The organism is Naasia sp. SYSU D00948 (assembly GCF_017916515.1).
In the GTDB taxonomy this organism is placed as follows: domain Bacteria; phylum Actinomycetota; class Actinomycetes; order Actinomycetales; family Microbacteriaceae; genus Naasia.
Map to the genome: position 1 here is coordinate 1,148,744 of NZ_JAFMTA010000001.1, position 19,996 is coordinate 1,168,739.

Below are 19,996 nucleotides of genomic sequence, written 5' to 3' on the forward strand. Positions count from 1 at the left end.
GAAATGGGGACACCAGGTGGCATCTCGACGGGGGTCACGGGCGGAGGAGGACCTTGATCGCTCGGCGCTCGTCCATGGCGCGGTACGCCTCGGGGGCCTCGCGGAGCGGCAGCTCCAGGTCGAAGACGCGGCCGGGACGGATGCGGCGGGCCAGCACGTCGGGCAGCAGCTCCTCGACGTAGTTGCGGACCGGCGCGATGCCGCCGCGGACGCCGACGTTGTCGTCGAACATCGTCCGGACCGGCAGCTCCGGGCCGCCGTTCGGCACCCCGACGAAGCCGACCATGCCGCCCGGCCGGGCAGAGCGCAGCGCCTGGTCCATGGACTCCGCCGTGCCGACGCACTCGAGGACCGCGTCCGGCCCGATCCCGTCGAACAGCTGCTTCACGCGGGCGATGCCCTCGTCGCCGCGCTCCTCGACGATGTCGGTCGCCCCGAACTCCCGCGCGACGGCCTGCCGGGGCGCGTGGCGCGACATGGCGACGATGCGGGAGGCGCCGAGACGCTTGGCCGCGAGGATCCCGCACAGCCCGACCGCTCCGTCACCGACCACCGCGACCGTCGATCCCTCGCGGACGTCCGCGCTCACCGCGGCGTGGTGGCCGGTGCCCATCACGTCCGACAGGGTCAGCAGGTCCGGGATCAGGTCGTCGTCCGGCATCCCGCCGGGCACGACCGCGAGGGTGCCGTCGGCGTGCGGCACCCGGACGCGCTCGCCCTGCCCGCCGTCCGCGAACGCGCCGCGCCGGTCCTCGGAGCCCCACCAGCCCCCGTCCAGGCACGAGGTGCTCACGCCGTTGCGGCAGTTGATGCAGGTCATGTCGCAGTCGTAGAAGGGGGCGATGACGAAGTCGCCGATGGTCACCCGGCCGACCTCGGGTCCGACCTCCTCGACGACGCCGATGAACTCGTGCCCGATGCGCGACGGCCGCTTGGTCCGGGTGACACCGCGGTACGGCCAGAGGTCGGAGCCGCAGACACACGCGGCCACGACGCGCACGATCGCGTCCCCGCCGGTCCCGAGTCGCGGATCCGGCACCTCCTCGACCCGGATGTCGCGTTCGCCGTGGATGATCGTCGCCAGCATCCTTCGACCCTATTGGCTGGCGGGAACGACGAAACCCGCTCCCGAAGGACCGGGGTCTCGTGCTATCCCCTGCTTCGCGGCGTGCCCGGGCGAGACGGTCTCCCTCCTCACCCGGCGAGAGCGAATGCCACCAGTGCGACGAGCGGCAGGACGCTCGATGCCACGGTGCCCAGAACGCTGCCCCCGCGCGGTCGCCAGTAGCCGAGCAGGTCCGCCACCGCCATGGCGAGGCTGGACAGGAGCATGTACCAGCAGGCGACCAGGACGATCGTGCGACCGACGACCGCCTCGCCGGTCTGCAGGACGACCAGCCCGACGATGGCGCCCACCGCAGCGAGCAGGTTCCGGAACCCGACGACGAAGGCCCACAGCCGCACGTCCTCGACGTTCTTCGTCTCGACGTGCAGGAACCGCCGTGCACCGGCCCGCCCGTAGAAGAACATCTCCAACGGGGCGACGCCGATGAGGATCAGCGCGTTCACCAGGGCTGCGACCTGGGTCACGGCGTTCATCGCGACCCACCTCCGGGCGGGTCGAAGCCGGGGACGGTGACGTCGTGCCGGGCGAGCACCTGCTGGAGCTCGCCCATGGCCTCCTCGAGCGGCCGGTCTCGCGGCACCGTGGCGTCCAGGTCGGCGTGGAACCGGCCCATGGCGTCGCTCTGGCTGATGGCCAGGAACCGGACGGACGGAGTGAGCACGGTGAAGGTGTGCAGGGCGTTCGGCGGAATGGCCGCCGAGGCGCCCGGCGTGAGCTCGTAGCCCTCGTCCTCGACCTGGACCAGCATCCGGCCCTGCAGCAGGTAGTAGGCCTTGGCCCAGTTCGTGCGGTGCAGGGGCGTCGCCGGCCCGCGGGGCGCGTCGACCTCGAACACCTCGTACGCGCCGGCGGTGTGGGCGGCGTCGATCTTGACGGTGAGCACTGCGTCCGGAGCGGCCAGCTCGACACCGGCCCCGGCGGCGGAGTACTGGACGGAATGCGTCATGGCGGCGACGCTAGGACCGGCCCTGCCGCGCGTCGATCCCAGATTTCTGGGGATGTCCGGCCGCCCGCGGTGGTCGCATACTGGAGCCATGTGGGAGGACCGGGCCCACCGCGCCCGGCGCGACATCGCCGCCCTCGCGGCGTCCGGACTGGGAGTCAGCGAGCTGCACGCCGCTGCCATGGACGTCGTCGCCCGCTCCGTCGGCACCGAGCTCACCTGCTGGGCCACCATCGACCCCGAGACGCTGGTGATCAGCACCATGACCAACGGCCCGACCCGGATCCCGGTGGAGTACGAGCCGCGGCTGGCCGAGTCCGAGTACGGCTCCGACCAGCCCCACTCCTTCGCCGGGCTGGCCCGGCGCGGCTCGACGGTCGCCAAGCTGTCCGAGCTGCCGGAGCGGGACCGGCGCCGCAGCACCCGGCTGCAGAACGTCTGGCGGCCGCTGGGCGTGGACCAGGAGCTGCGGCTGATGTTCCTGGCCGACGGGGTCTGCTGGGGCGCGGCCGGCATGGTCCGGTGCGGCAGCGACTTCACCGCCCGGGAGACCGACTACCTGGCCGCGCTGGGTCCCGCCCTGGCGGCCGCCACCCGGCTCGCCGTGCGGAGCGAGGCGCACGGCCACTCCGCGGCGGCCCGCCCGGCGGTCGTGGTCGTCGGCGCCGACGGAACGCTACGGTCCAGCACGCCGGCCGCCCGGGAGTGGCAGGACCGGTTGGACGGCATCGCTCCGGCCCGGTTCGCGCTGATGATGCAAGTGATGGCGAGCGGTGCCCGGAGCGCGGCATCCGGCGGGTTCGCGGCCCGCATCCGCGACGCCGAGGGCGAGTGGGCCGCCCTGACGGCCAGCCCCCTGCTCGGCGAGGACGCGGACGAGGTGGCCGTGGTCATCGAGCCGGTCAGCGCCGACCAGCTCGTCGGGCTGCTGCTGGCGGCGTACGGTCTCTCGCCGCGGGAGCGGGAGGTGTGCCACGAGGTGATGGCCGGACGGTCGACGGCCGAGATCGCCGCCTCGCTGTTCATCTCGGTCAACACCGTCCAGGATCACCTCAAGTCGATCTTCGCGAAAGTCGCCGTGCGCAGCCGCGGGGAGCTCGTCGCCCGGCTGAGGCCGGCCGCCTGAGGACCAGTCCTCGGTCAGGCGAGGGCGAACCCCGCGAGGAGGCCGGACATCTCCTTCCGCGGCGGGCGGGCGTACTCGCTCCGCCGCGACGTGGTGACCCCTGCTCGGGCGAGAGCGGTCACGAACCCGACCGCCGCGACGACCCCGTCCACGACCGGCACGCCGACCGCATCGGCGATGGCCGCCTGCAAGGACGCCATCCCCGCACAGCCGAGCACGATCACGTCGGCCCCGTCATGATGCACCGCGTGCCGGCTCAACGCGGTCAGCTCCTCCTGGACCCGGTCGTCCTCGAGGTCGAGCACGGGGATGTCCGACGCGAGGATCGACCGGCACGCCCGCTCGAAGCCGTACCGCTGCACGAGGTCCTCCGCGCGCCCCACCGTGCGGGTGAGGGTGGTGACGACCGAGAAGGACCGGCCGACCATCGTGGCGGCGTGCATGGCGGCCTCCGCGATCCCGAGCACCGGGGCCGACGCGAACTCGCGCGCCGCATCCAGCCCGGGGTCTCCGAAGCAGGCGAGGACGTAGCCGTCCGTTCCCCGTGCGTCCCCGAGCGCGATCTGCTCGAGGACGCCGGGCACGGCGAGCGCCTCCTCGTAGTGGCTCTCGATGGACGCGGGGCCCATCGTCGGGTGGACCGCCGCCACCTCGACCCCGGGTCCCGCGGCGGCCCGGGCGGCCGCGCCGATCCGCGACGTCATCGCGGCCGAGGTGTTCGGGTTGATCACCGTGATGTGCATGTCAGCGGGGCTCCGCGCCGTCGTTCACGCCCTCACCGGGCTCGAGTCGGACCATGCGCGGGTTCACCCGCTCGAGGACCCAGAACAGGACGAAGCCGAGCCCGCAGCCGATGAACCAGCTGTAGTTGCCCAGCCAGGTCGCGTCCGGGCCGCCGAGGTCGACGACCGTCTTCGGGAGCACCGCGGCCGCCACCGAGACCGCGCCCGCGATCGCGACGGTCCACACGGCGTTCCCGTTGTACCCGCGAGTGAACCAGTACCGCCCGGTGGGGGACATGGAGTACATGTCGTCCACGGCGATGCGCTGCCGCGCGACGAGGTAGTACCCGCAGATCAGGATGCCGAAGAGCGGACCGATCAGCGCGCCGAGGACGCCCAGGGTGTAGTGGATCGCGTCGCTGTTGCTGTACCAGTTCCAGGGGGTCAGCAGCACCGATCCGACGGCCGCGATCATGCCGCCCGCACGCCAGCTGATCCGCTTCGGGCTCACGTTCGAGAAGTCGAAGGCGGGCGCGATGAAGTTCGCCACGATGTTGATGCCGACGGTCGCGATGACGAACGTGAGCCCGCCCAGGAGGATCGCGAACGGGGTGTCGATGCGCTCGACGGTCGCGATGGGGTCCGTGATGAGCTCGCCGAAGACGGGGACGGTCGCCGACGCCGTGATCACCGTGAGCAGCGAGAAGAACAGGAAGTTGATCGGGAGACCCAGGAAGTTGCCCCGGCGGACGGCCTTGAAGCTCTTGCCGTAGCGCGAGAAGTCGCCGAAGTTCAGCATCGGGCCGGAGAAGTAGCTGACGACGATCGCGATCGCCGAGAGCATCACCGGGATCGACTCCCAGAACCCGAGGGGCGAGCCCTCGGAGAGGTCGAGGGTGATGTTCTCCCAGCCGGCCTGGCTCACGAGGTAGACGGCGAGCACGAGCATGACGACGTAGACGGCCGGTCCCGCGAAGTCGATGAAACGCCGGATCGTCTCCATCCCGCGCCAGAACAGCGCGGCCTGCGCCACCCAGAGGATCGCGTAGGAGATCCAGCCGAGGGCCGACAGCCCGAGGAAGCCCACCTCGAGGAGCGCCGCGGAGCCGGGCAGGAACTTCAGGAAGACGATGTTGAGGGCCTGCGCCGCGAGGAAGGTCTGCACCCCGTACCAGGCGACCGCGATCAGCCCGCGGATGATCGCGGGAATGTTGGCGCCCAGCACCCCGAACACCGCCCGGTTGATGACGGGGTAGGGCACGCCCGTCTTCTGGCTCGGCTTGGCGACCAGATTGGTGAAGACGTTGACGATCACGATGCCGATCACCAGGGCGAGCAGGACCTGCCAGCTCGCGATCCCGAGCGCGAAGAGGCTCCCAGCGGTCACGTAGCCGCCGACCGAGTGCACGTCCGACATCCAGAACGCGAAGATGTTGTAGGTCCCCCACCGCTGACGGGCGAGCGGGGCGAGGTCCTCGTTCGTGAGGCGGTCGTGGTACTCCGGCTTGACCAGGCCGGCGCCGGCGGGATGCTCGCCGGCGTCAACCAGGTCTGCGGGCCCGACCCGGACGGCGGTGGGAGGGGCGGGATCGAGCGCCTCCACGGGCGCTGCGGTTCGAGCGGTCATGAGGCTTCTCCAGAGTGGGACGTGCGGGGACGTGACGACTCTGTGAACCTATGGGTTAACACTTCGCCGGAGATTTCCCGCATGTAACCGCCGTGTGAAACTTGCACGGTGACCATCGCGGGACGATCAGAGGCGCCGCCCGGAAGGGCCGAGGTGCTCGAGTCCCGTCCCTCGCCGATGGACGGCTTCGACCCGGAGCAGCTCGGGAGCCGGCTCCGCGCGCTGCGGGAGCTGCGCGGGCTCTCCGTCCGCGAGCTCGGACGACGGCTCGGCATCTCCGCGAGCGCGGTCTCGCAGATCGAGCGCGGCCTCATGACCCCGTCGGTCAACCGGCTGCTCGCCATGGTCACGGCCATGGAGGCGAACCTCAGCGACGTGTTCGACGCGTCGGCGACTCCGGCGCACGCGACGCCGTCGGAGCCCGCGGCGGCGTCCGGCTATGTGCTCTCGCGAGGTGCGGCCGCTCCCGTCGAGCTCGACGGGGGAGTCCTCTTCCGGAGCCTCGCGCCCACGTCGACGCGCGGCGTCGACTTCTTCGAGTCGACGTATCCCCCCGGCGTGCACGCGGGCGGGAGCCACGAGCGGATCACCCACAGCGGGTACGAGGTGGGCACCGTGACGAGCGGGACGCTCACCATCCAGTTCCCGGACGGGACCGTCGAGCTCGGGCCGGGCGACTCCATCACCTTCCCGTGCGAGCTGCCCCACCGCATCGGCAACAGGCACGACGAGCCCGCCGTCGCCACCTGGCTGATCGTCCACGAGGCGGGGGGCTCGCAGACATGACGAAGCCCCCGGTCCCGAAGGACCCGGGGCTTCGGCTGGATCAGGCCTGCGCGAACTCGAAGCGGCCGACGGCGAGCGCGTCGCCTCCGGGCGCCACATCCACCCGCACGGTGTCCCCGTCCCGGACCTCGCCCGCGAGGAGGGCCCGCGCGAGCCGGTCGTCGATCTCCTGCTGCATGAGGCGGCGCAGCGGCCGGGCCCCGTAGATCGGGTCGTAGCCGCGGTCGGCCAGCCAGGCCCGCGCGTCCGGCGTGACCGCGAGCTGCAGCCGGCGGTCGCCGAGCCGGCGCTCGAGCCGGTCGATGTACAGCTCGACGATCTGCCCGAGGTCCTCAGGCGTGAGGGCGGAGAACACGACGATGTCGTCGAGCCGGTTGATGAACTCCGGCTTGAACGTCTGTCGCACGAGCGCCTGGACCGCCGCCTCCTTCTGCTCGGCGGGGACCGAGGGGTCGACGAGGTACTGGCTGCCGAGGTTCGACGTGAGGATCAGGATCGTGTTCCGGAAGTCGACCGTCCGGCCCTGGCCGTCGGTGAGTCGGCCGTCGTCGAGGACCTGGAGCAGCACGTCGAACACCTCGGGATGCGCCTTCTCGACCTCGTCGAACAGGATCACCGAGTAGGGACGCCGGCGCACGGCCTCCGTCAGCTGGCCGCCCTGGTCGTAGCCCACGTACCCGGGAGGGGCGCCGACGAGGCGCGACACGGAGAACTTCTCCCCGTACTCGCTCATGTCGATGCGGACCATGGCCTTCTCGTCGTCGAAGAGGAACTCCGCGAGCGCCCGCGCGAGCTCCGTCTTGCCGACACCGGTCGGCCCCAGGAACAGGAAGGATCCGGTCGGCCGGCTGGGGTCGGAGATGCCCGCCCGGCTGCGCCGGATGGCATCCGCCACCGCGGCGACGGCGCGACGCTGGCCGATGAGCCGGCGGCCGATCTCGGCCTCGAGGCTCAGCAGCTTCTCCGTCTCGCCCTGCAGCAGGCGGCCCATCGGGATGCCGGTCCAGGCGGCGACGACCGCGGCGATGTCCTCGTCCGTCACCTGATCGTTGACCATCCGCGGCTCGTCCGGGTTCTCCTCGGCCTGCTCGGCCTCGCGGAGCTCCCGCTCGATGACCGGGATCTCGCCGTAGAGCAGGCGGGACGCCTCCTCCAGGTCGCCCTCGCGCTGCGCCCGCTCGGCGCGGATGCGGAGGTTGTCGACCTTCTCCTTGAGGTTTCCGACCCGGTTCAGGTCGGCGCGCTCGCGCTCCCACCGCGCCTCGAGGGCCTTCAGCCGCTCCTGCCGGTCCGCGAGGTCCGCGCGGAGCTTCTCGAGCCGGGCCTTGGAGGCCTCGTCCTTCTCGCGCTTGAGGGCGAGCTCCTCGAGCTTCAGGCGGTCGACGGAGCGGCGGAGCTCGTCGATCTCGACGGGGGCGGAGTCGATCTCCATGCGCAGCCGGGACGCGGCCTCGTCGATGAGGTCGATGGCCTTGTCGGGCAGCTGGCGCGCGGTGATGTAGCGGTGGGACAGGGATGCCGCGGCGACGAGGGCGGAGTCCGCGATGGACACCTTGTGGTGCGCCTCGTACCGCTCCTTCAGTCCGCGGAGGATCGCGACGGTGTCCTCGACGCTCGGCTCGCCCACGTAGACCTGCTGGAAGCGCCGCTCGAGCGCGGCGTCCTTCTCGATGTACTCGCGGTACTCGTTGAGCGTCGTCGCCCCGATCATCCTGAGCTCACCGCGCGCGAGCATGGGCTTCAGCATGTTCGCCGCCGCGACCGAGCCCTCGCCGCCGCCGGCACCCATGAGGGTGTGGAGCTCGTCGATGAAGGTGATGATCTGGCCGTTCGACTCGTTGATCTCCTTCAGGACGGCCTTGAGCCGCTCCTCGAACTCGCCCCGGTACTTCGCACCGGCGATGAGGGCCGAGATGTCGAGCATCACGAGCTGCTTGTTCTTGAGCGAGTCCGCGACGTCGCCCGCGACGATGCGCTGGGCGAGGCCCTCGACGACCGCGGTCTTGCCGACGCCCGGCTCACCGATGAGCACGGGGTTGTTCTTGGTGCGGCGGGTGAGCACCTGGCTCACGCGCCGGATCTCGGCATCGCGGCCGATGACCGGGTCGAGCTTGCCGCTGCGGGCGACCTCGGTCAGGTTGATGCCGTACTGCTCGAGCGCGCTCTGCTGCTCCTCTTGCTGCCGCGCACCCTGGAAGTTCGCCATTGTTCTCCTCTTCGGGGTTCAGGGAAAGTCTGTCACAGTAGTTGAGTCGTCGCGACTCAAGTTTATTCCGAGCTCGGCTCGGCCAGGTCCTGTTCGGAACCGTCGAGCACGTCGAGCAGGTCGGACAGGAGCCAGCCGAGCCAGTCGGAGATCTCCCGGAGGGCGGGATCGGGGTCGACCGCCGACCGCTCCGCGAGCACCAGCCGCAGGTCGGTCAGTCCCCGCAGCCACAGCGCAACCCGCTCGGGAGGCAGCCGGACCGGATCCGGGGAGCCGAGATCCTCGAGCATCGCCTCGGCGGACTCGACCTTGACCCGGGTCAGCCGGGGCCGGGCGAAGCTCGAGAACTCGCGCGCCGCCTCGCGGTCCTCCGGGTAGGCGGTGGGGAGCAGCCGCAGCAGCGCGCGGTCTCCGGGCGCCTGGTCGGCCGCGCCGAGCAGCACGGTCAGGTCGCCGCAGAGGTCCTGGAGCAGGCGGCGCTCCCACGGGCGGAACGTGCGCTGGACGCCGTCGCCGGCGGGAGCGAAGCCGCTCACCGCTCGACCGGCCGGAGGGTCGCGAGCAGGCCGTAGCCGTGCATGGCCTCCACGTGGCGCTCCATGGCCTCGCGGCTCCCGGTCGCGACCACCGCGGATCCCTCGTGGTGCACCTGCAGCATGAGCCGCTGCGCCTCGGGCTTCGGATAGCCGAAGTGGGTGCGGAAGACCCACGTGACGTAGGTCATGAGGTTGACCGGGTCGTCCCACACGACGGTGTCCCACGGCGGGCCGAGGCGGAGATCCTCCTCGGTGCGAATCTCCTCGAGCACGTCCGCCATGTCGCCGCCCCTCACTCCACGGGTCCGCCGGGCCGCCACACCATGAGCTCGGTCCTGCGGCTCGTGCGCATCCCGGCGCGCAGCGGCGTCACGCCGTCGTCGCCGACCGCGAAGACCCGCCGGCCGGGACGACGCAGGAGCTCGTCGGCGAGGGCGGACTCGAGCTCCCGGACGCGGTCCCGCAGCGCGGTCACCTCGTTCTCCAGCTCGAGGATCCGGCGGATGCCCTCGAGGCTGACCCCCTCGGCCCCCAGGCGGGCGACCTCGCGCAGCTGCGCCACGTCCCGCATCGAGTACCGTCGCGACTTCCCGGCCGTGCGCCGGGGCGACACGAGGCCGATCCGGTCGTACTGACGGAGGGTCTGCGGATGCATGCCGGCGAGCTCCGCCGCCACCGCGATCGCGAAGAGCGGCGTGTTGGCCATCTCCTCCGGCTGCATGCGTCAGACCCCCCTCGCGCGCTCGAGCAGCTCCCTCCGGGGATTCTCGGCGGGGCCGGCGGCGACGAACTTCTCGAGCAGCTCCCGCTGCTCCGGTGTGAGCCGGGCCGGGACCACGACCTCGATGCGGGCGAGCAGGTCGCCCGTCCCCTTCGAGGTGGAGACCCCGCGGTCCTTGACGCGCAGGACCTTGCCGCTCGAGGTGCCGGGTGCCACCTTGAGCCGCACCGGCTCGCCGCCGAGGGTCGGGACCTCGATGGTCGCCCCGAGCGCGGCCTCGGCGAACGTGACGGGCACGGCGACCTTGAGGTCGAGGCCCTCCCGCTCGAACACGGGGTGCTTGCGCACGGCGACGGTCAGCACGAGGTCGCCGGGCTCACCGCCGTCCGGGCTGGGCTCGCCCTTGCCGCGGAGCTTGATCTTCTGCCCGTCCTGGACGCCGGCCGGGATCTTGACGTTGAGGGGACGGCCGTCCGCGCCCTGCAGGCGCACGGTGTCGCCCTTGGTCGCGGTGACGAAGTCGATCGTCGTGCTCGCCGTGACGTCCCGGCCGGGGGTGGGGCCGCCGAACCCGCGGAAGCCGCCGGTCGGCTGGCCGAAGCCGCCCCCACCCCCGCCGAACATGCTGAAGATGTCGTCGAAGTTGCCGTTCGAGTAGGCGCCGCGACGGCCTCCGCCGCTTCCGGCGAACATGCCGCCGAAGACGTCCTCGAAGCCGCCCTGGCCGGTGCCGCCCGCCGCGAACCGGGCTCCGGACCCCATCGCGCGGATCTGGTCGTACTCCCGCCGCTGCTGGGAGTCGGAGAGCACCGAGTAGGCCTCGCTGATCTCCTTGAACTTCGCCTCAGCGGCCGCGTTCCCCGGGTTGGAGTCGGGGTGGAACTGCCGCGCCAGCTTCCGGTACGCCTTCTTCAGGCTCGCCTCGTCGGCGTCCTTCCCGACGCCGAGCACCTTGTAGAAGTCCTTGTCGAACCAGTCCTGGCTTGCCAATTCTGCAATCCCCTCTCTGGAGCCGTCAGTCGGCCGGGGTGTCGACGACGACCTTGGCCGCCCGCAGCGTCACGTCGCCGATGCGGTAGCCCCGCTCGATGACGTCGGCCACGGTGGGCGCGGTCACCTCGGGGTTCGGCTTCTGGAAGAGCGCCTCGTGGTGGGCGGGGTCGAAGCTCTCGCCCGCCTCGCCGAAGCCGACGAGCCCGATCCGCTCGACGCTCGCGCGCAGCTTCTGCGCGATCGTCGTGAGCGGGCCGCCCTCGGTGAGGTCACCGTGCTTCTCCGCCCTGTCGAGGTCGTCGAGCACCGGAAGCAGCAGGCGCACTACGTCACCGACCGCGCGGTCGCGCTCGATCTGGCGGTTGGCCTCCGTGCGCCGGCGGTAGTTCGCGTACTCCGCGCTGACGCGCTTCAGGTCCGCGAGGTGCTCGTCGACCTGCTCGGTCGGGGCGGTCGAGCCGGCCGCCGTCCCGGCGGAGACGTCCTCCAGGAAGGAGAGGTCCTCCGGCGAGAACGCGTCGTCACCGCCGTTCTCGCCCGTCGGGGTCTCGATATCCGGTCCCTCCATCGACACGAACTCCGGTCCCCCGGAGGGGTCGCGCGGGTTCTCCGCGCGACCCTCCGGCTCCGGCTGCTTCTCGTCATCCTTGTCGGCCATGGACTACCTCTTGCTGTCCTCGTCCTCGTCCACGACCTCGGCGTCGACGACGTCGTCGTCGGACGCGCCGGCCGAGGAGCCGCCGTCACCCGCCGACGCGGGGCCGGCCTGCGCGGACGAGTAGATGGCCTGGCCCAGCTTGGTCTGGCTCTCGGAGAGGCGGTCGAACGCGGTCTTCACGGCCGCGTCGTCGTCCCCGGCGAGCGCGCTCTTCAAGCTGTCGACGTCGCCCTGGACCTCGGACTTGACGTCCTCGGGGAGCTTGTCCTCGTTGTCCTTGATGAGCTTGTCGATCGAGTAGACGAGCTGCTCGGCGTTGTTGCGGACCTCGGCGGCCTCGCGGCGGCGCTTGTCCTCCGCGGCGTGCTCCTCGGCCTCGCGGACCATGCGCTCGATGTCCTCCTTCGGCAGCGAGGAGCCGCCGGTGATCGTCATCGACTGCTCCTTGCCCGTGCCCTTGTCCTTCGCGGACACGTGCACGATGCCGTTCGCGTCGATGTCGAAGGTGACCTCGATCTGCGGGACGCCGCGGGGGGCCGGGGCGATGCCGGTCAGCTCGAAGGTGCCGAGCGGCTTGTTGTCACGGGTGAACTCGCGCTCGCCCTGGAAGACCTGGATCGCGACGGACGGCTGGTTGTCGTCCGCGGTCGTGAAGGTCTCGCTGCGCTTAGTCGGGATCGCGGTGTTGCGGTCGATCAGCTTCGTCATGATCCCGCCCTTGGTCTCGATGCCGAGCGACAGCGGGGTGACGTCGATGAGGAGGACGTCCTTGCGCTCACCGCGCAGGACGCCGGCCTGCAGGGCGGCGCCGACGGCGACGACCTCGTCCGGGTTGACGCCCTTGTTGGGCTCCTTGCCGGTCTCCTCCTTGACGAGGTTGCTCACCGCGGGCATGCGGGTGGAGCCGCCGACGAGGACGACGTGGGCGATGTCGGCGACCTTGATGCCGGCCTCCCGGATGACGTCCTGGAACGGCTTCTTGGTGCGGTCGAGCAGGTCCTTCGTGAGGTCCTCGAACTTGGCGCGGGTGAGCGTCTCGTCGAGGTTCGCGGGGCCGTTCTCGGTGAGGGACAGGTAGGGCAGCTGGATGCTCGTGGTCGTCGAGCTCGACAGCTCCTTCTTCGCCTGCTCGGCGGCCTCCTTGAGGCGCTGCAGCGCGATCTTGTCCTTCGAGACGTCGACGCCCGTCGTCTCCTTGAAGCGCTGGATCAGCCACTCGACGACGCGCTGGTCCCAGTCGTCGCCACCGAGGCGGTTGTCACCGGCCGTCGCGCGCACCTGGATGGTCGAGAAGTCGTCGTCCTTGCCCACCTCGAGCAGGGAGACGTCGAACGTGCCGCCACCGAGGTCGAAGACGAGGATCAGCTCGTCCTCACGGCCCTTGTCGAGGCCGTACGCGAGCGCCGCCGCGGTGGGCTCGTTGATGATGCGGAGGACATTGAGGCCGGCGATCTCGCCCGCCTCCTTGGTCGCCTGCCGCTCGGCGTCGTTGAAGTACGCCGGGACGGTGATCACCGCGTCGGTGACGGTGTCGCCGAGGTACTGCTCCGCGTCCCGCTTGAGCTTGGCGAGGATGCGGGCCGAGATCTCCTGCGGGGTGTACCGCTTGCCGTCGATCTCCGTGGTCCAGCTGGTGCCCATGTGACGCTTCACGGACGAGATGGTCCGGTCGACGTTGGTCACCGCCTGACGCTTCGCCGTCTCGCCGACGAGGACGTCGCCGTCCTTGGTGAACGCCACCACCGAGGGGGTGGTGCGGGAGCCTTCCGCGTTCGCGATGACGACGGGCTCGCCACCCTCGAGGACGGAGACCACGGAGTTGGTGGTGCCGAGGTCGATGCCTACTGCGCGTGCCATGTGTTGTCGTTTCTCCTGTGTGTTGCGTTCGGGGAGCCGCTCCGGTTCCCCGGTCGAAGCCTACGGTCTAGTTGAGTCGCCGCGGCTCAAGTTTATTCCCAGGAGGAAGGGTGTCAACTTGATGTGGACCGGGGTTGAGCCTAGTGGACTCAATCGTCCGGCGCCCATCCGCATCCGCCCCCGGACGTGGGGCAGGGCGATCGCGGACGGTCCGCCCTCCGCGGCTACGTTGAGCGCATGACGACATCCGCGCGGGGCGAGGCGGCCACCGCGACGACCGGGCTCGAGCTGCAGGAGGGGCGGACGATCCCCCGCCGCCAGGTGCTGGCGTGGGCGCTCTGGGACTGGGCGGCCCAGCCGTTCCAGTCCGTGATCCTCACCTTCATCTTCACGGCGCTGTACCTGACGACCGACGTATTCCTGGATCCCGAGGTCGCCGCGCTCGGCGAGGGGGACCCCGCCTACGAGGCCGCCATCGCGGGCCTCGCGAGCGGTCTGGGACTCGCCGGCACGATCGCCGGTGTCATCGTGGCCCTCCTGGCTCCGGTGCTCGGCCAGCGCAGCGACGGCACGGGACGGCGGAAGCGCTCCCTCGCGATCAGCACGGGTCTCCTCGTCGCGGCGATGGCCTCCCTGTTCTTCGTCCAGGGCGCCCCGGCGTACTTCGCGCTCGGGGTGTCCCTCGTCGCGATCGGCAGCGTCTTCAGCGAGATCGCGGGCGTCCACTACAACGCGATGCTCGTGCAGGTGTCGACGCCGCGGACCGTCGGCAGGGTCAGCGGCCTCGGCTGGGGCTTCGGCTACCTGGGCGGGATCCTCGCGCTCGTCCTCGTCGTGATCGCGTACTCGGCGGACTGGTTCGGACTGCCCGAGGACGCCGGCCTCCCCTTCCGGATGGTCGCGCTCGGCTGCGCCCTCTGGACCGCGCTGTTCGCGATCCCCATCTTCCTCACGGTGCCCGAGCTGCCGCCCGCCGAGCAGGCCGAGCGGGTGGGCTTCGCCCGCAGCTACGTGCTCCTCGCCCGGCACATCGCGGGGCTGTGGCGCTCGTCCCGCACGACGTTCTGGTTCCTCCTCGCGAGCGCGGTCTTCCGCGACGGCCTCGCAGGCGTCTTCACGTACGGCGCGGTGATCGCCTCCGCGGTCTACGGCTTCGGCTTCCTCGAGGTCGTCGTGTTCGGCATCGCCGCGAACCTGGTCGCGGGGATCGCGACGATCGCCTCCGGTCCGCTCGACGACCGACTGGGGCCGAAGACGGTGATCGTGGGCTCGCTCGTCGGCCTCGTCGTCGCCGGCCTCGCCGTGTTCGCCCTGCGCGACCTCGGCGACGTCGTGTTCTGGGTGGGCGGCCTCATCCTGTGCCTCTTCGTCGGCCCGGCCCAGTCGGCGAGCCGCTCCTTCCTCGCGCGGGTGACGCCGGCGGGCCGGGAGGGCGAGGTCTTCGGCCTGTACGCCACGACGGGCCGCGCGGCGTCGTTCCTGGCCCCGGCCCTGTGGACCCTCCTCATCGCGGTGTCCGGAGTGACCGCGTTCGGCATCCTCGGGATCGTCGCAGTGCTGCTCGCGGGCCTCGTCCTCATGCTCCTGGTGCGGGTCCCCTCCCCCGCCCGCTGACCCTTGCCGCCTCGGGCCCTCGAAATGCCACCTGGTGCTCCCATCCGGGCGGAATGGGGACACCAAGTGGCATCTCGAGGGTCGCGCGGGGTCAGCGGAGGGCGGCGTACCAGATCAGCAGGAGGGTGACCGGGAAGCCGACCGCGTAGTTGAGCCACAGGAAGCGGCGCCACCCGGCGTTCGCGCGCTCGGCGTTCACATCCGTCACGCGCAGGAACGGGACCACGTTGAGCGCGTACGGGAGGGCGAGGACCGCGGCGAGCGGTCCCGGCCAGTCGGTGAGCAGGAGCAGCATGCCCGCGGCCAGGTAGGCGGCGAGCGCGAGCAGCACGGTCCGGCGGGCCCCGATGACCGTGGCGACCGACGCGATCCCGCCCGCGCGATCGGCCGCGACGTCCTGCACCGCCCCGAATGCGTGACTGGCGACGCCCCAGAGGAAGAACGCCGCCAGGAGGGCGATCAGGGCCGGCGTCGACGCGGCTCCGGCGAGCGCGAGTCCGTACACCGCCGGGCTCACGAAGTGCGTGCTCGAGGTCACCGAGTCGAGGAAGGGCCGCTCCTTGAACCGGAGGACCGGCGCGCTGTAGGCGAGCACCGCGAACAGGCTGACGGCGAGCGCCACCCAGGAGGCCGGCCCGCCGAGGAGGACGAGGACGACGAGGAACGGCACGTTCGTCACGACGACCGCCCAGAGCGTCGCCCGGTGCAGGCGGCGGTCCAGCACGGCGCCCTCGACGCCGCCCTTCCGCGGGTTCCGCAGGTCGGACTCGTAGTCGAACACGTCGTTGATGCCGTACATCGCCAGGTTGTACGGGATGAGGAAGTACAGGGTGCCGACGATCATCGCCGCGTCGACGCGGCCCGCGGTGAGGACGTATGCCGCGGCGAAGGGGTAGGCGGTGTTCACCCACGAGAGCGGGCGCGACGAGAGCAGCAGCGCCCTAAGCACGCGCCCTCCGCAGGAGCACCCACAGCGAGGGCAGCGCGATCGCGGCGGCGACGGCGTACGCGAAGTCCTCGACGGGGGCGAGGCCGATGCGCAGGCCGCTGATCCGGTCCTCGGCGTAGTAGAAGATCCCGAGCCCGATGAGGACGTTGTCGAACACCGCGGTGAGGACGAGGACCACGGCGAGCGCGAGTCCGATCGCCGCACCGATCGGCGCCCTCCCCCTGCCGCGGCGCTTCGCCACCACCAGGGCCGCGACCAGCAGGGCGACGGGCAGGACGAGGAAGACGGCGTTGAGCAGCAGATAGGTCACCGCGTCCTCCTCTCGAGCAGCAGGGCGGCTCCCGCGAAGGCGTTCATGCTGACGTAGCAGAGCAGCGCCAGGAAGAAGACCTCCTCGAGCGGCAGCTCCGGGGCGAGCATCACGCCGGTGAGCAGGGGCGACCCGCCCCGGAAGAAGATCCCGAGGCCGATGCCCGCGAGGTCCCAGGCGAGGAAGAAGAGCATCCCGGCCACGAGCACGATCGCCGCCGTGCGGGCGTCCCTCGCGAAGAACAGCCGGAACCGGACATCGAGCAGGACCATGCAGGCGAGCGAGACGAGCAGCGCGGCGAGATACAGGACGCTCACGCCGGAGCCCCGAGCGGCTCCGGCAGGGGTCCGGCGGAGACGTCGCCGCGGAGGCGCTTGACCACGAGCTCGGCGCTGATGAGGCACATCGGCAGCCCGATGCCGGGGATCGTGGACCCGCCCGCGTAGACCAGACCGGTGACCCTCTTGCTGACGTTGCCGGCCCGGAAGAAGGCGCTCTGCCGCAGCGTGTGCGCCGGGCCCAGCGCACTCCCCCGCCACGCGCCGATGCGGTCGGCGAGGTCACCGGGGGCGATAGTGCGACGCAGCACGACGCGGGAGGCGAGGTCCGGGATGTCCGCCCAGCGGGCGATCTGCTCGAGCACGAGGTCGCCGAGGCGTTCCACCCGCTCGTCGCCGCCGTGGCCGATCGCGGGATCCGCGGGGACGGGGACCAGAACGAACACGTTCTCGTAGCCGGGCGGCGCGACCGACGGATCCGTCGCGCTCGGCTTGCAGACGTAGAGGGATGCCGGATCGGGAATGGACGGGTCGCGGCCGAAGATCGCGTCGAAGTTGGCCCGCCAGTCCTTGGCGAAGAGCAGCGTGTGGTGCCCGAGCCGAGGCAGCTCGCCCCGCACGCCGAGGTGCAGCAGGAGTGCGCCCGGGCCGGGCACCCGCCGACGCCACCAGGACTCCGGGTAGGTGCGCAGCTCCGGGGGAAGCAGCCGCGTCTCGACGGCATGGAGGTCGCACGCGGCGACGACGGTGCCCGCGGGGATCAGCTCCTCCCGGCCCTCGGCGTCCCGGACGCGGACGCCGATGACGCTCGGGCGGGCGCGGCCGATCGGCTTCGTCACGATCTCGGTCACCCGGGCGGAGGTGCGGATCGTGACCCCCGCCGACTCGGCGAGGCCGGCGATCGTCTCGATCACCCGCACCAGCCCGCCCCGAGGGTATAGGACGCCGTCCTCGAGATCGAGGTGGCTCATGAGGTGGTACATGCTCGGCGTCGCGAACGGCGAGGAGCCGAGGAACACGGCCGGGTAGCCGAGCAGTTGGCGGAGCCGCGGATCGCGGAACCGCCGCGCGACGAACGCGTCCAGGGGCCGGGTCAGCAGCCCGAGCAGGCGGCCGAGCGAGCCGCGCACCTCACCCGAGAAGACGGGCCGGAGGTCCGCGAAGGTCGTGTAGAGGAAGCGCTCCTTGGCGAGGCGGTACACCTCGGCGGCCGAGTCGAGGTACTCCTCCAGGGCACGACCGGCACCGGGCTCCACGCTCTCGAACAGCGCGACGTTCTCCGCCCGGGTCGCCCCCACGCGGAGTCGCTCCGCCGGCTCACCGTCCCGGGGCTCGTAGAGGATGTCGTACCCGGGGTCGAGGCGCACCAGGTCGAGCTGCTCCTCGGCGCTGGTGCCCATCAAGCGGTAGAAGTGGTCGAACACCTCGGGCATCAGGTACCAGGACGGGCCCTCGTCGAACCGGAAGCCGTCGAGCTCGAGCATGCTCGCGCGTCCCCCGAGGCGGTCGCGCGCCTCGAGGAGCGTGACGTCGTACCCCTCCCGGGCGAGCAGGGCGGCCGTCGCGAGGCCGCTCACCCCTCCCCCGATGACGGCCGCGCGCTCCCTCACGCTCGGCGTCCCGGTGCTGCGGCCAGGCTCGCCGCGAGGACACGGACCTTGACGAGCTGCGGAACGCTCACGCGCTCGGCCGCGATCAACGCGGCCGGCGTGCGGCGCAGCCGCCTCGACAGCTCCGCGAACAGCCCGTGCGCGGCGGCGACCGCCCGGCGATGCCGGCGCGGAAGCAGCGGGATCACCGAGGCGGCCTCCTCCAGGTCGCGGTCCAGGTCGTCGAGCAGGCGGTCCTTGGCGTCCTCGTCGAACTCGCTCACGCGCACCCCCGGGAAGTAGCTGCGGCCGAGCGCGCCGAAGTCGGCGGAGAGGTCGCGCAGGAAGTTGACCTTCTGGAACGCCGCGCCGAGCGCACGCGCTCCCCGCTCGAGCCGCTCGCGCTCCCGCGGCTCGCGGCCGTCGAGGAAGACGGCGAGGCACATGAGCCCGACCACCTCCGCGGACCCGTAGACGTAGGCCGCGAAGGACTCGTCCGTGTGCTCGGTGGCGCTGAGGTCGGCGCGCATGGACGCGAAGAACGGAGCCGTGAGATCGGTCCCGATGCCGGTGCGGCGCGCGGTGCGGGCGAAGGCGTGCACGATGAGGTTGACCGAGTAGCCGGTGCGCAGCGCCTGCTCCACGTCGGCTTCGAGCGCGTCGAGGTGCCGCGACACCTCGTCGAGGCCGAGACCGGCGGCCGACGCGACGCCGTCGACGATCTCGTCGGCGACCCGGACCAGCGCGTAGATGTTGCCGATGTCGATCCGGCTCCGCGAGCCGAGCAGTCGGGACGCCATCCCGAACGAGGTCGAGTAGCGCCGCAGGACGGTCCCTGCGGCGTCCTCGGCCGCCCGGTCGTAAAGCTCGAGCGGGGTCACCGGACGCGGTCCCGGGCTTCTGCCGCGAGCGGGGCGAGCCTCTCCGCCACGGGCGCCGGGAGGCGGTCCAGGGCGCGGAGCGCCTCCTCCGCCATCCGCGCCGCGAGGCCCCGCGTGAAGGTCTCGGCACCGCACGCGGAGAGCGCGGCGCGGACCTGCTCGGCCTCCTCGGCAGCGAGGTCGGACTTGCCCAGGTACCGATGTATGCCCGGCCACGCATCCGTCGTCGCCGCGAAGGCGATCGGGACGGTCCGCTTGCCCTCGCGGAGGTCCCCGTGCGTGCTCTTGCCGGTCTCCCGCTCGTCCCCGAACACGCCGAGCAGGTCGTCCGTCGCCTGGTACGCGATGCCGAGGCTGCGGCCGAACTCGCCGAGCGCCCGCTGGTGGTGATCGGCCGCGCCCGCCAGCATCGCGCCGGCCTGCAGCGGCGCCTCGAACGTGTACACCGCGGTCTTCAGCCGCTCCATCTCGACGACCTCCTCCACGGTCGGGACCGTGGCCGAGATCGAGAAGTCGACGTCCATGAGCTCTCCGGCGGCCGACGAGAAGACGGCGTCGTCGAGGAGCCGCAGCATCCGCTCCCTCAGCCGAGGCGGGAGCCCGTCGTGGTCGATCACCCGATAGGCGCCCGTGAGCGCGAGGTCGCCGGCGATGATCGCGGTCGACATGCCGCGGTGCTCGGCGGTCGGGATCGGGATCCCCGCAGTCGTGGCGTCATCGCGGTAGTGGCCGGAGACGTTGGTCGTCCCGCGACGCGTGAAGTCGCGGTCGATGACGTCGTCGTGGACGATGAGGGCCGTGTGCAGGAGCTCGAACGCGGCGGCGACATGCGCGGCCGCGTCGCCGTTCCTGCCCCCGAATCCCTCGTAGGCGTCGAGGACGAGCCGGGGACGGAGTCGCTTCCCGCCGACCGTGCTGCTCTCGAGCGTGGACCACAGGGCGCCGTAGGCGGCACCGATCTCGCGTGCCCGTGCCCCGGCCAGTCTGAAGAAGCTCTCGAGGACGGCGTCCACCGCCTCGAGCCGGCCGGCGATGGCACCGGCCCCCGGGGACGCTTCCACCCGGTCAGTGTGA

General features: G+C 71.5%; 21 protein-coding genes. 3 read left to right on the plus strand and 18 right to left on the minus strand.

The features are described 5' to 3' along the window. Window positions 1-34: 34 nt before the first annotated feature. From J3P30_RS05455 to J3P30_RS05465, 3 genes are all read right to left on the minus strand, one after another. A complete protein-coding gene (locus tag J3P30_RS05455) occupies window positions 35-1,087 on the minus strand; it encodes a zinc-dependent alcohol dehydrogenase family protein (protein WP_210479936.1) in 1,053 nt (350 codons plus the stop codon). Between the two features lie 107 nt (window positions 1,088-1,194). Then, window positions 1,195-1,599 (minus strand): DUF1304 family protein, encoded by a 405-nt coding sequence (locus J3P30_RS05460; protein WP_210479937.1) that lies wholly within the window; start codon window positions 1,597-1,599, stop codon window positions 1,195-1,197. Further along, the gene (locus tag J3P30_RS05465; RefSeq protein WP_210479938.1) at window positions 1,596-2,072 is read right to left on the minus strand and encodes a cupin domain-containing protein; all 477 of its coding nucleotides are present in this window, start codon (window positions 2,070-2,072) and stop codon (window positions 1,596-1,598) included. The genes J3P30_RS05460 and J3P30_RS05465 overlap by 4 nt, the downstream gene beginning before the upstream one ends. An 88-nt stretch (window positions 2,073-2,160) precedes the next feature. Here J3P30_RS05465 and J3P30_RS05470 point away from each other — a divergent pair, with 88 nt between their 5' ends. Next, complete coding sequence (locus J3P30_RS05470; protein WP_210479939.1) at window positions 2,161-3,195, plus strand: helix-turn-helix transcriptional regulator; 1,035 nt, start codon at window positions 2,161-2,163, stop codon at window positions 3,193-3,195. A gap of 14 nt (window positions 3,196-3,209) precedes the next feature. On the opposite strand, the gene J3P30_RS05475 is transcribed toward J3P30_RS05470, so the two are convergent. Further along, entirely contained in the window at window positions 3,210-3,938 is a 729-nt protein-coding gene (locus J3P30_RS05475) for an aspartate/glutamate racemase family protein (RefSeq protein ID WP_210479940.1), read from the minus strand. Window position 3,939: 1 nt separating this feature from the next. Further along, complete coding sequence (locus tag J3P30_RS05480; RefSeq protein ID WP_210479941.1) at window positions 3,940-5,544, minus strand: NCS1 family nucleobase:cation symporter-1; 1,605 nt, start codon at window positions 5,542-5,544, stop codon at window positions 3,940-3,942. A gap of 108 nt (window positions 5,545-5,652) precedes the next feature. Between J3P30_RS05480 and J3P30_RS05485 the strand changes: the two genes are divergently transcribed. Further along, window positions 5,653-6,330 (plus strand): helix-turn-helix domain-containing protein, encoded by a 678-nt coding sequence (locus tag J3P30_RS05485; RefSeq protein WP_210479942.1) that lies wholly within the window; start codon window positions 5,653-5,655, stop codon window positions 6,328-6,330. A 40-nt stretch (window positions 6,331-6,370) separates the two neighbouring features. Here the strand turns inward: J3P30_RS05485 and J3P30_RS05490 are convergent, their stop codons facing one another. The 7 genes from J3P30_RS05490 to dnaK all read right to left on the minus strand — a co-directional run bounded on the left by J3P30_RS05490 (window position 6,371) and on the right by dnaK (window position 13,301). Beyond that, a complete protein-coding gene (locus J3P30_RS05490) occupies window positions 6,371-8,536 on the minus strand; it encodes an ATP-dependent Clp protease ATP-binding subunit (RefSeq protein ID WP_210479943.1) in 2,166 nt (721 codons plus the stop codon). A gap of 62 nt (window positions 8,537-8,598) precedes the next feature. Next, window positions 8,599-9,072 carry a DUF2017 family protein gene (locus J3P30_RS05495; protein WP_210479944.1) on the minus strand — a complete coding sequence of 158 codons (474 nt, stop codon included), beginning with the start codon at window positions 9,070-9,072 and terminating at the stop codon, window positions 8,599-8,601. Further along, complete coding sequence (clpS, locus tag J3P30_RS05500; RefSeq protein ID WP_210479945.1) at window positions 9,069-9,353, minus strand: ATP-dependent Clp protease adapter ClpS; 285 nt, start codon at window positions 9,351-9,353, stop codon at window positions 9,069-9,071. Before clpS ends, J3P30_RS05495 begins: the two co-directional genes overlap by 4 nt. 11 nt (window positions 9,354-9,364) lie before the next feature. Continuing rightward, window positions 9,365-9,793 carry a heat shock protein transcriptional repressor HspR gene (locus J3P30_RS05505; RefSeq protein WP_210479946.1) on the minus strand — a complete coding sequence of 143 codons (429 nt, stop codon included), beginning with the start codon at window positions 9,791-9,793 and terminating at the stop codon, window positions 9,365-9,367. Between the two features lie 3 nt (window positions 9,794-9,796). Further along, a complete protein-coding gene (locus J3P30_RS05510) occupies window positions 9,797-10,783 on the minus strand; it encodes a DnaJ C-terminal domain-containing protein (protein ID WP_210479947.1) in 987 nt (328 codons plus the stop codon). A 25-nt stretch (window positions 10,784-10,808) separates the two neighbouring features. Beyond that, a complete protein-coding gene (locus tag J3P30_RS05515; protein ID WP_210479948.1) occupies window positions 10,809-11,444 on the minus strand; it encodes a nucleotide exchange factor GrpE in 636 nt (211 codons plus the stop codon). Window positions 11,445-11,447: 3 nt separating this feature from the next. Further along, window positions 11,448-13,301, minus strand: coding sequence for a molecular chaperone DnaK (gene dnaK, locus J3P30_RS05520; RefSeq protein ID WP_210479949.1), 1,854 nt, complete (start codon window positions 13,299-13,301; stop codon window positions 11,448-11,450). 237 nt (window positions 13,302-13,538) lie between these two features. On the opposite strand from dnaK, the gene J3P30_RS05525 reads away from it, so the two are divergent. After that, window positions 13,539-14,915 (plus strand): MFS transporter, encoded by a 1,377-nt coding sequence (locus J3P30_RS05525; RefSeq protein ID WP_210479950.1) that lies wholly within the window; start codon window positions 13,539-13,541, stop codon window positions 14,913-14,915. Between the two features lie 91 nt (window positions 14,916-15,006). Here J3P30_RS05525 and J3P30_RS05530 read toward each other — a convergent pair whose 3' ends face one another. The 6 genes from J3P30_RS05530 to J3P30_RS05555 are packed head-to-tail and all read right to left on the minus strand — an operon-like array spanning window position 15,007 to window position 19,983. Then, window positions 15,007-15,864 (minus strand): prenyltransferase, encoded by an 858-nt coding sequence (locus J3P30_RS05530; protein WP_210479951.1) that lies wholly within the window; start codon window positions 15,862-15,864, stop codon window positions 15,007-15,009. Continuing rightward, the gene (locus tag J3P30_RS05535; RefSeq protein WP_210479952.1) at window positions 15,857-16,174 is read right to left on the minus strand and encodes a lycopene cyclase domain-containing protein; all 318 of its coding nucleotides are present in this window, start codon (window positions 16,172-16,174) and stop codon (window positions 15,857-15,859) included. Before J3P30_RS05535 ends, J3P30_RS05530 begins: the two co-directional genes overlap by 8 nt. Further along, a complete protein-coding gene (locus J3P30_RS05540) occupies window positions 16,171-16,491 on the minus strand; it encodes a lycopene cyclase domain-containing protein (RefSeq protein ID WP_210479953.1) in 321 nt (106 codons plus the stop codon). Before J3P30_RS05540 ends, J3P30_RS05535 begins: the two co-directional genes overlap by 4 nt. Further along, entirely contained in the window at window positions 16,488-18,062 is a 1,575-nt protein-coding gene (gene crtI / locus J3P30_RS05545) for a phytoene desaturase family protein (RefSeq protein WP_210479954.1), read from the minus strand. The genes J3P30_RS05540 and crtI overlap by 4 nt, the downstream gene beginning before the upstream one ends. Further along, the gene (locus J3P30_RS05550; protein WP_307807406.1) at window positions 18,059-18,922 is read right to left on the minus strand and encodes a squalene/phytoene synthase family protein; all 864 of its coding nucleotides are present in this window, start codon (window positions 18,920-18,922) and stop codon (window positions 18,059-18,061) included. The genes crtI and J3P30_RS05550 overlap by 4 nt, the downstream gene beginning before the upstream one ends. Further along, on the minus strand, window positions 18,919-19,983 hold the full coding sequence (locus J3P30_RS05555) for a polyprenyl synthetase family protein (protein ID WP_307807407.1): 1,065 nt from the start codon (window positions 19,981-19,983) through the stop codon (window positions 18,919-18,921). Before J3P30_RS05555 ends, J3P30_RS05550 begins: the two co-directional genes overlap by 4 nt. Between the last annotated feature and the right edge of the window lie 13 nt (window positions 19,984-19,996).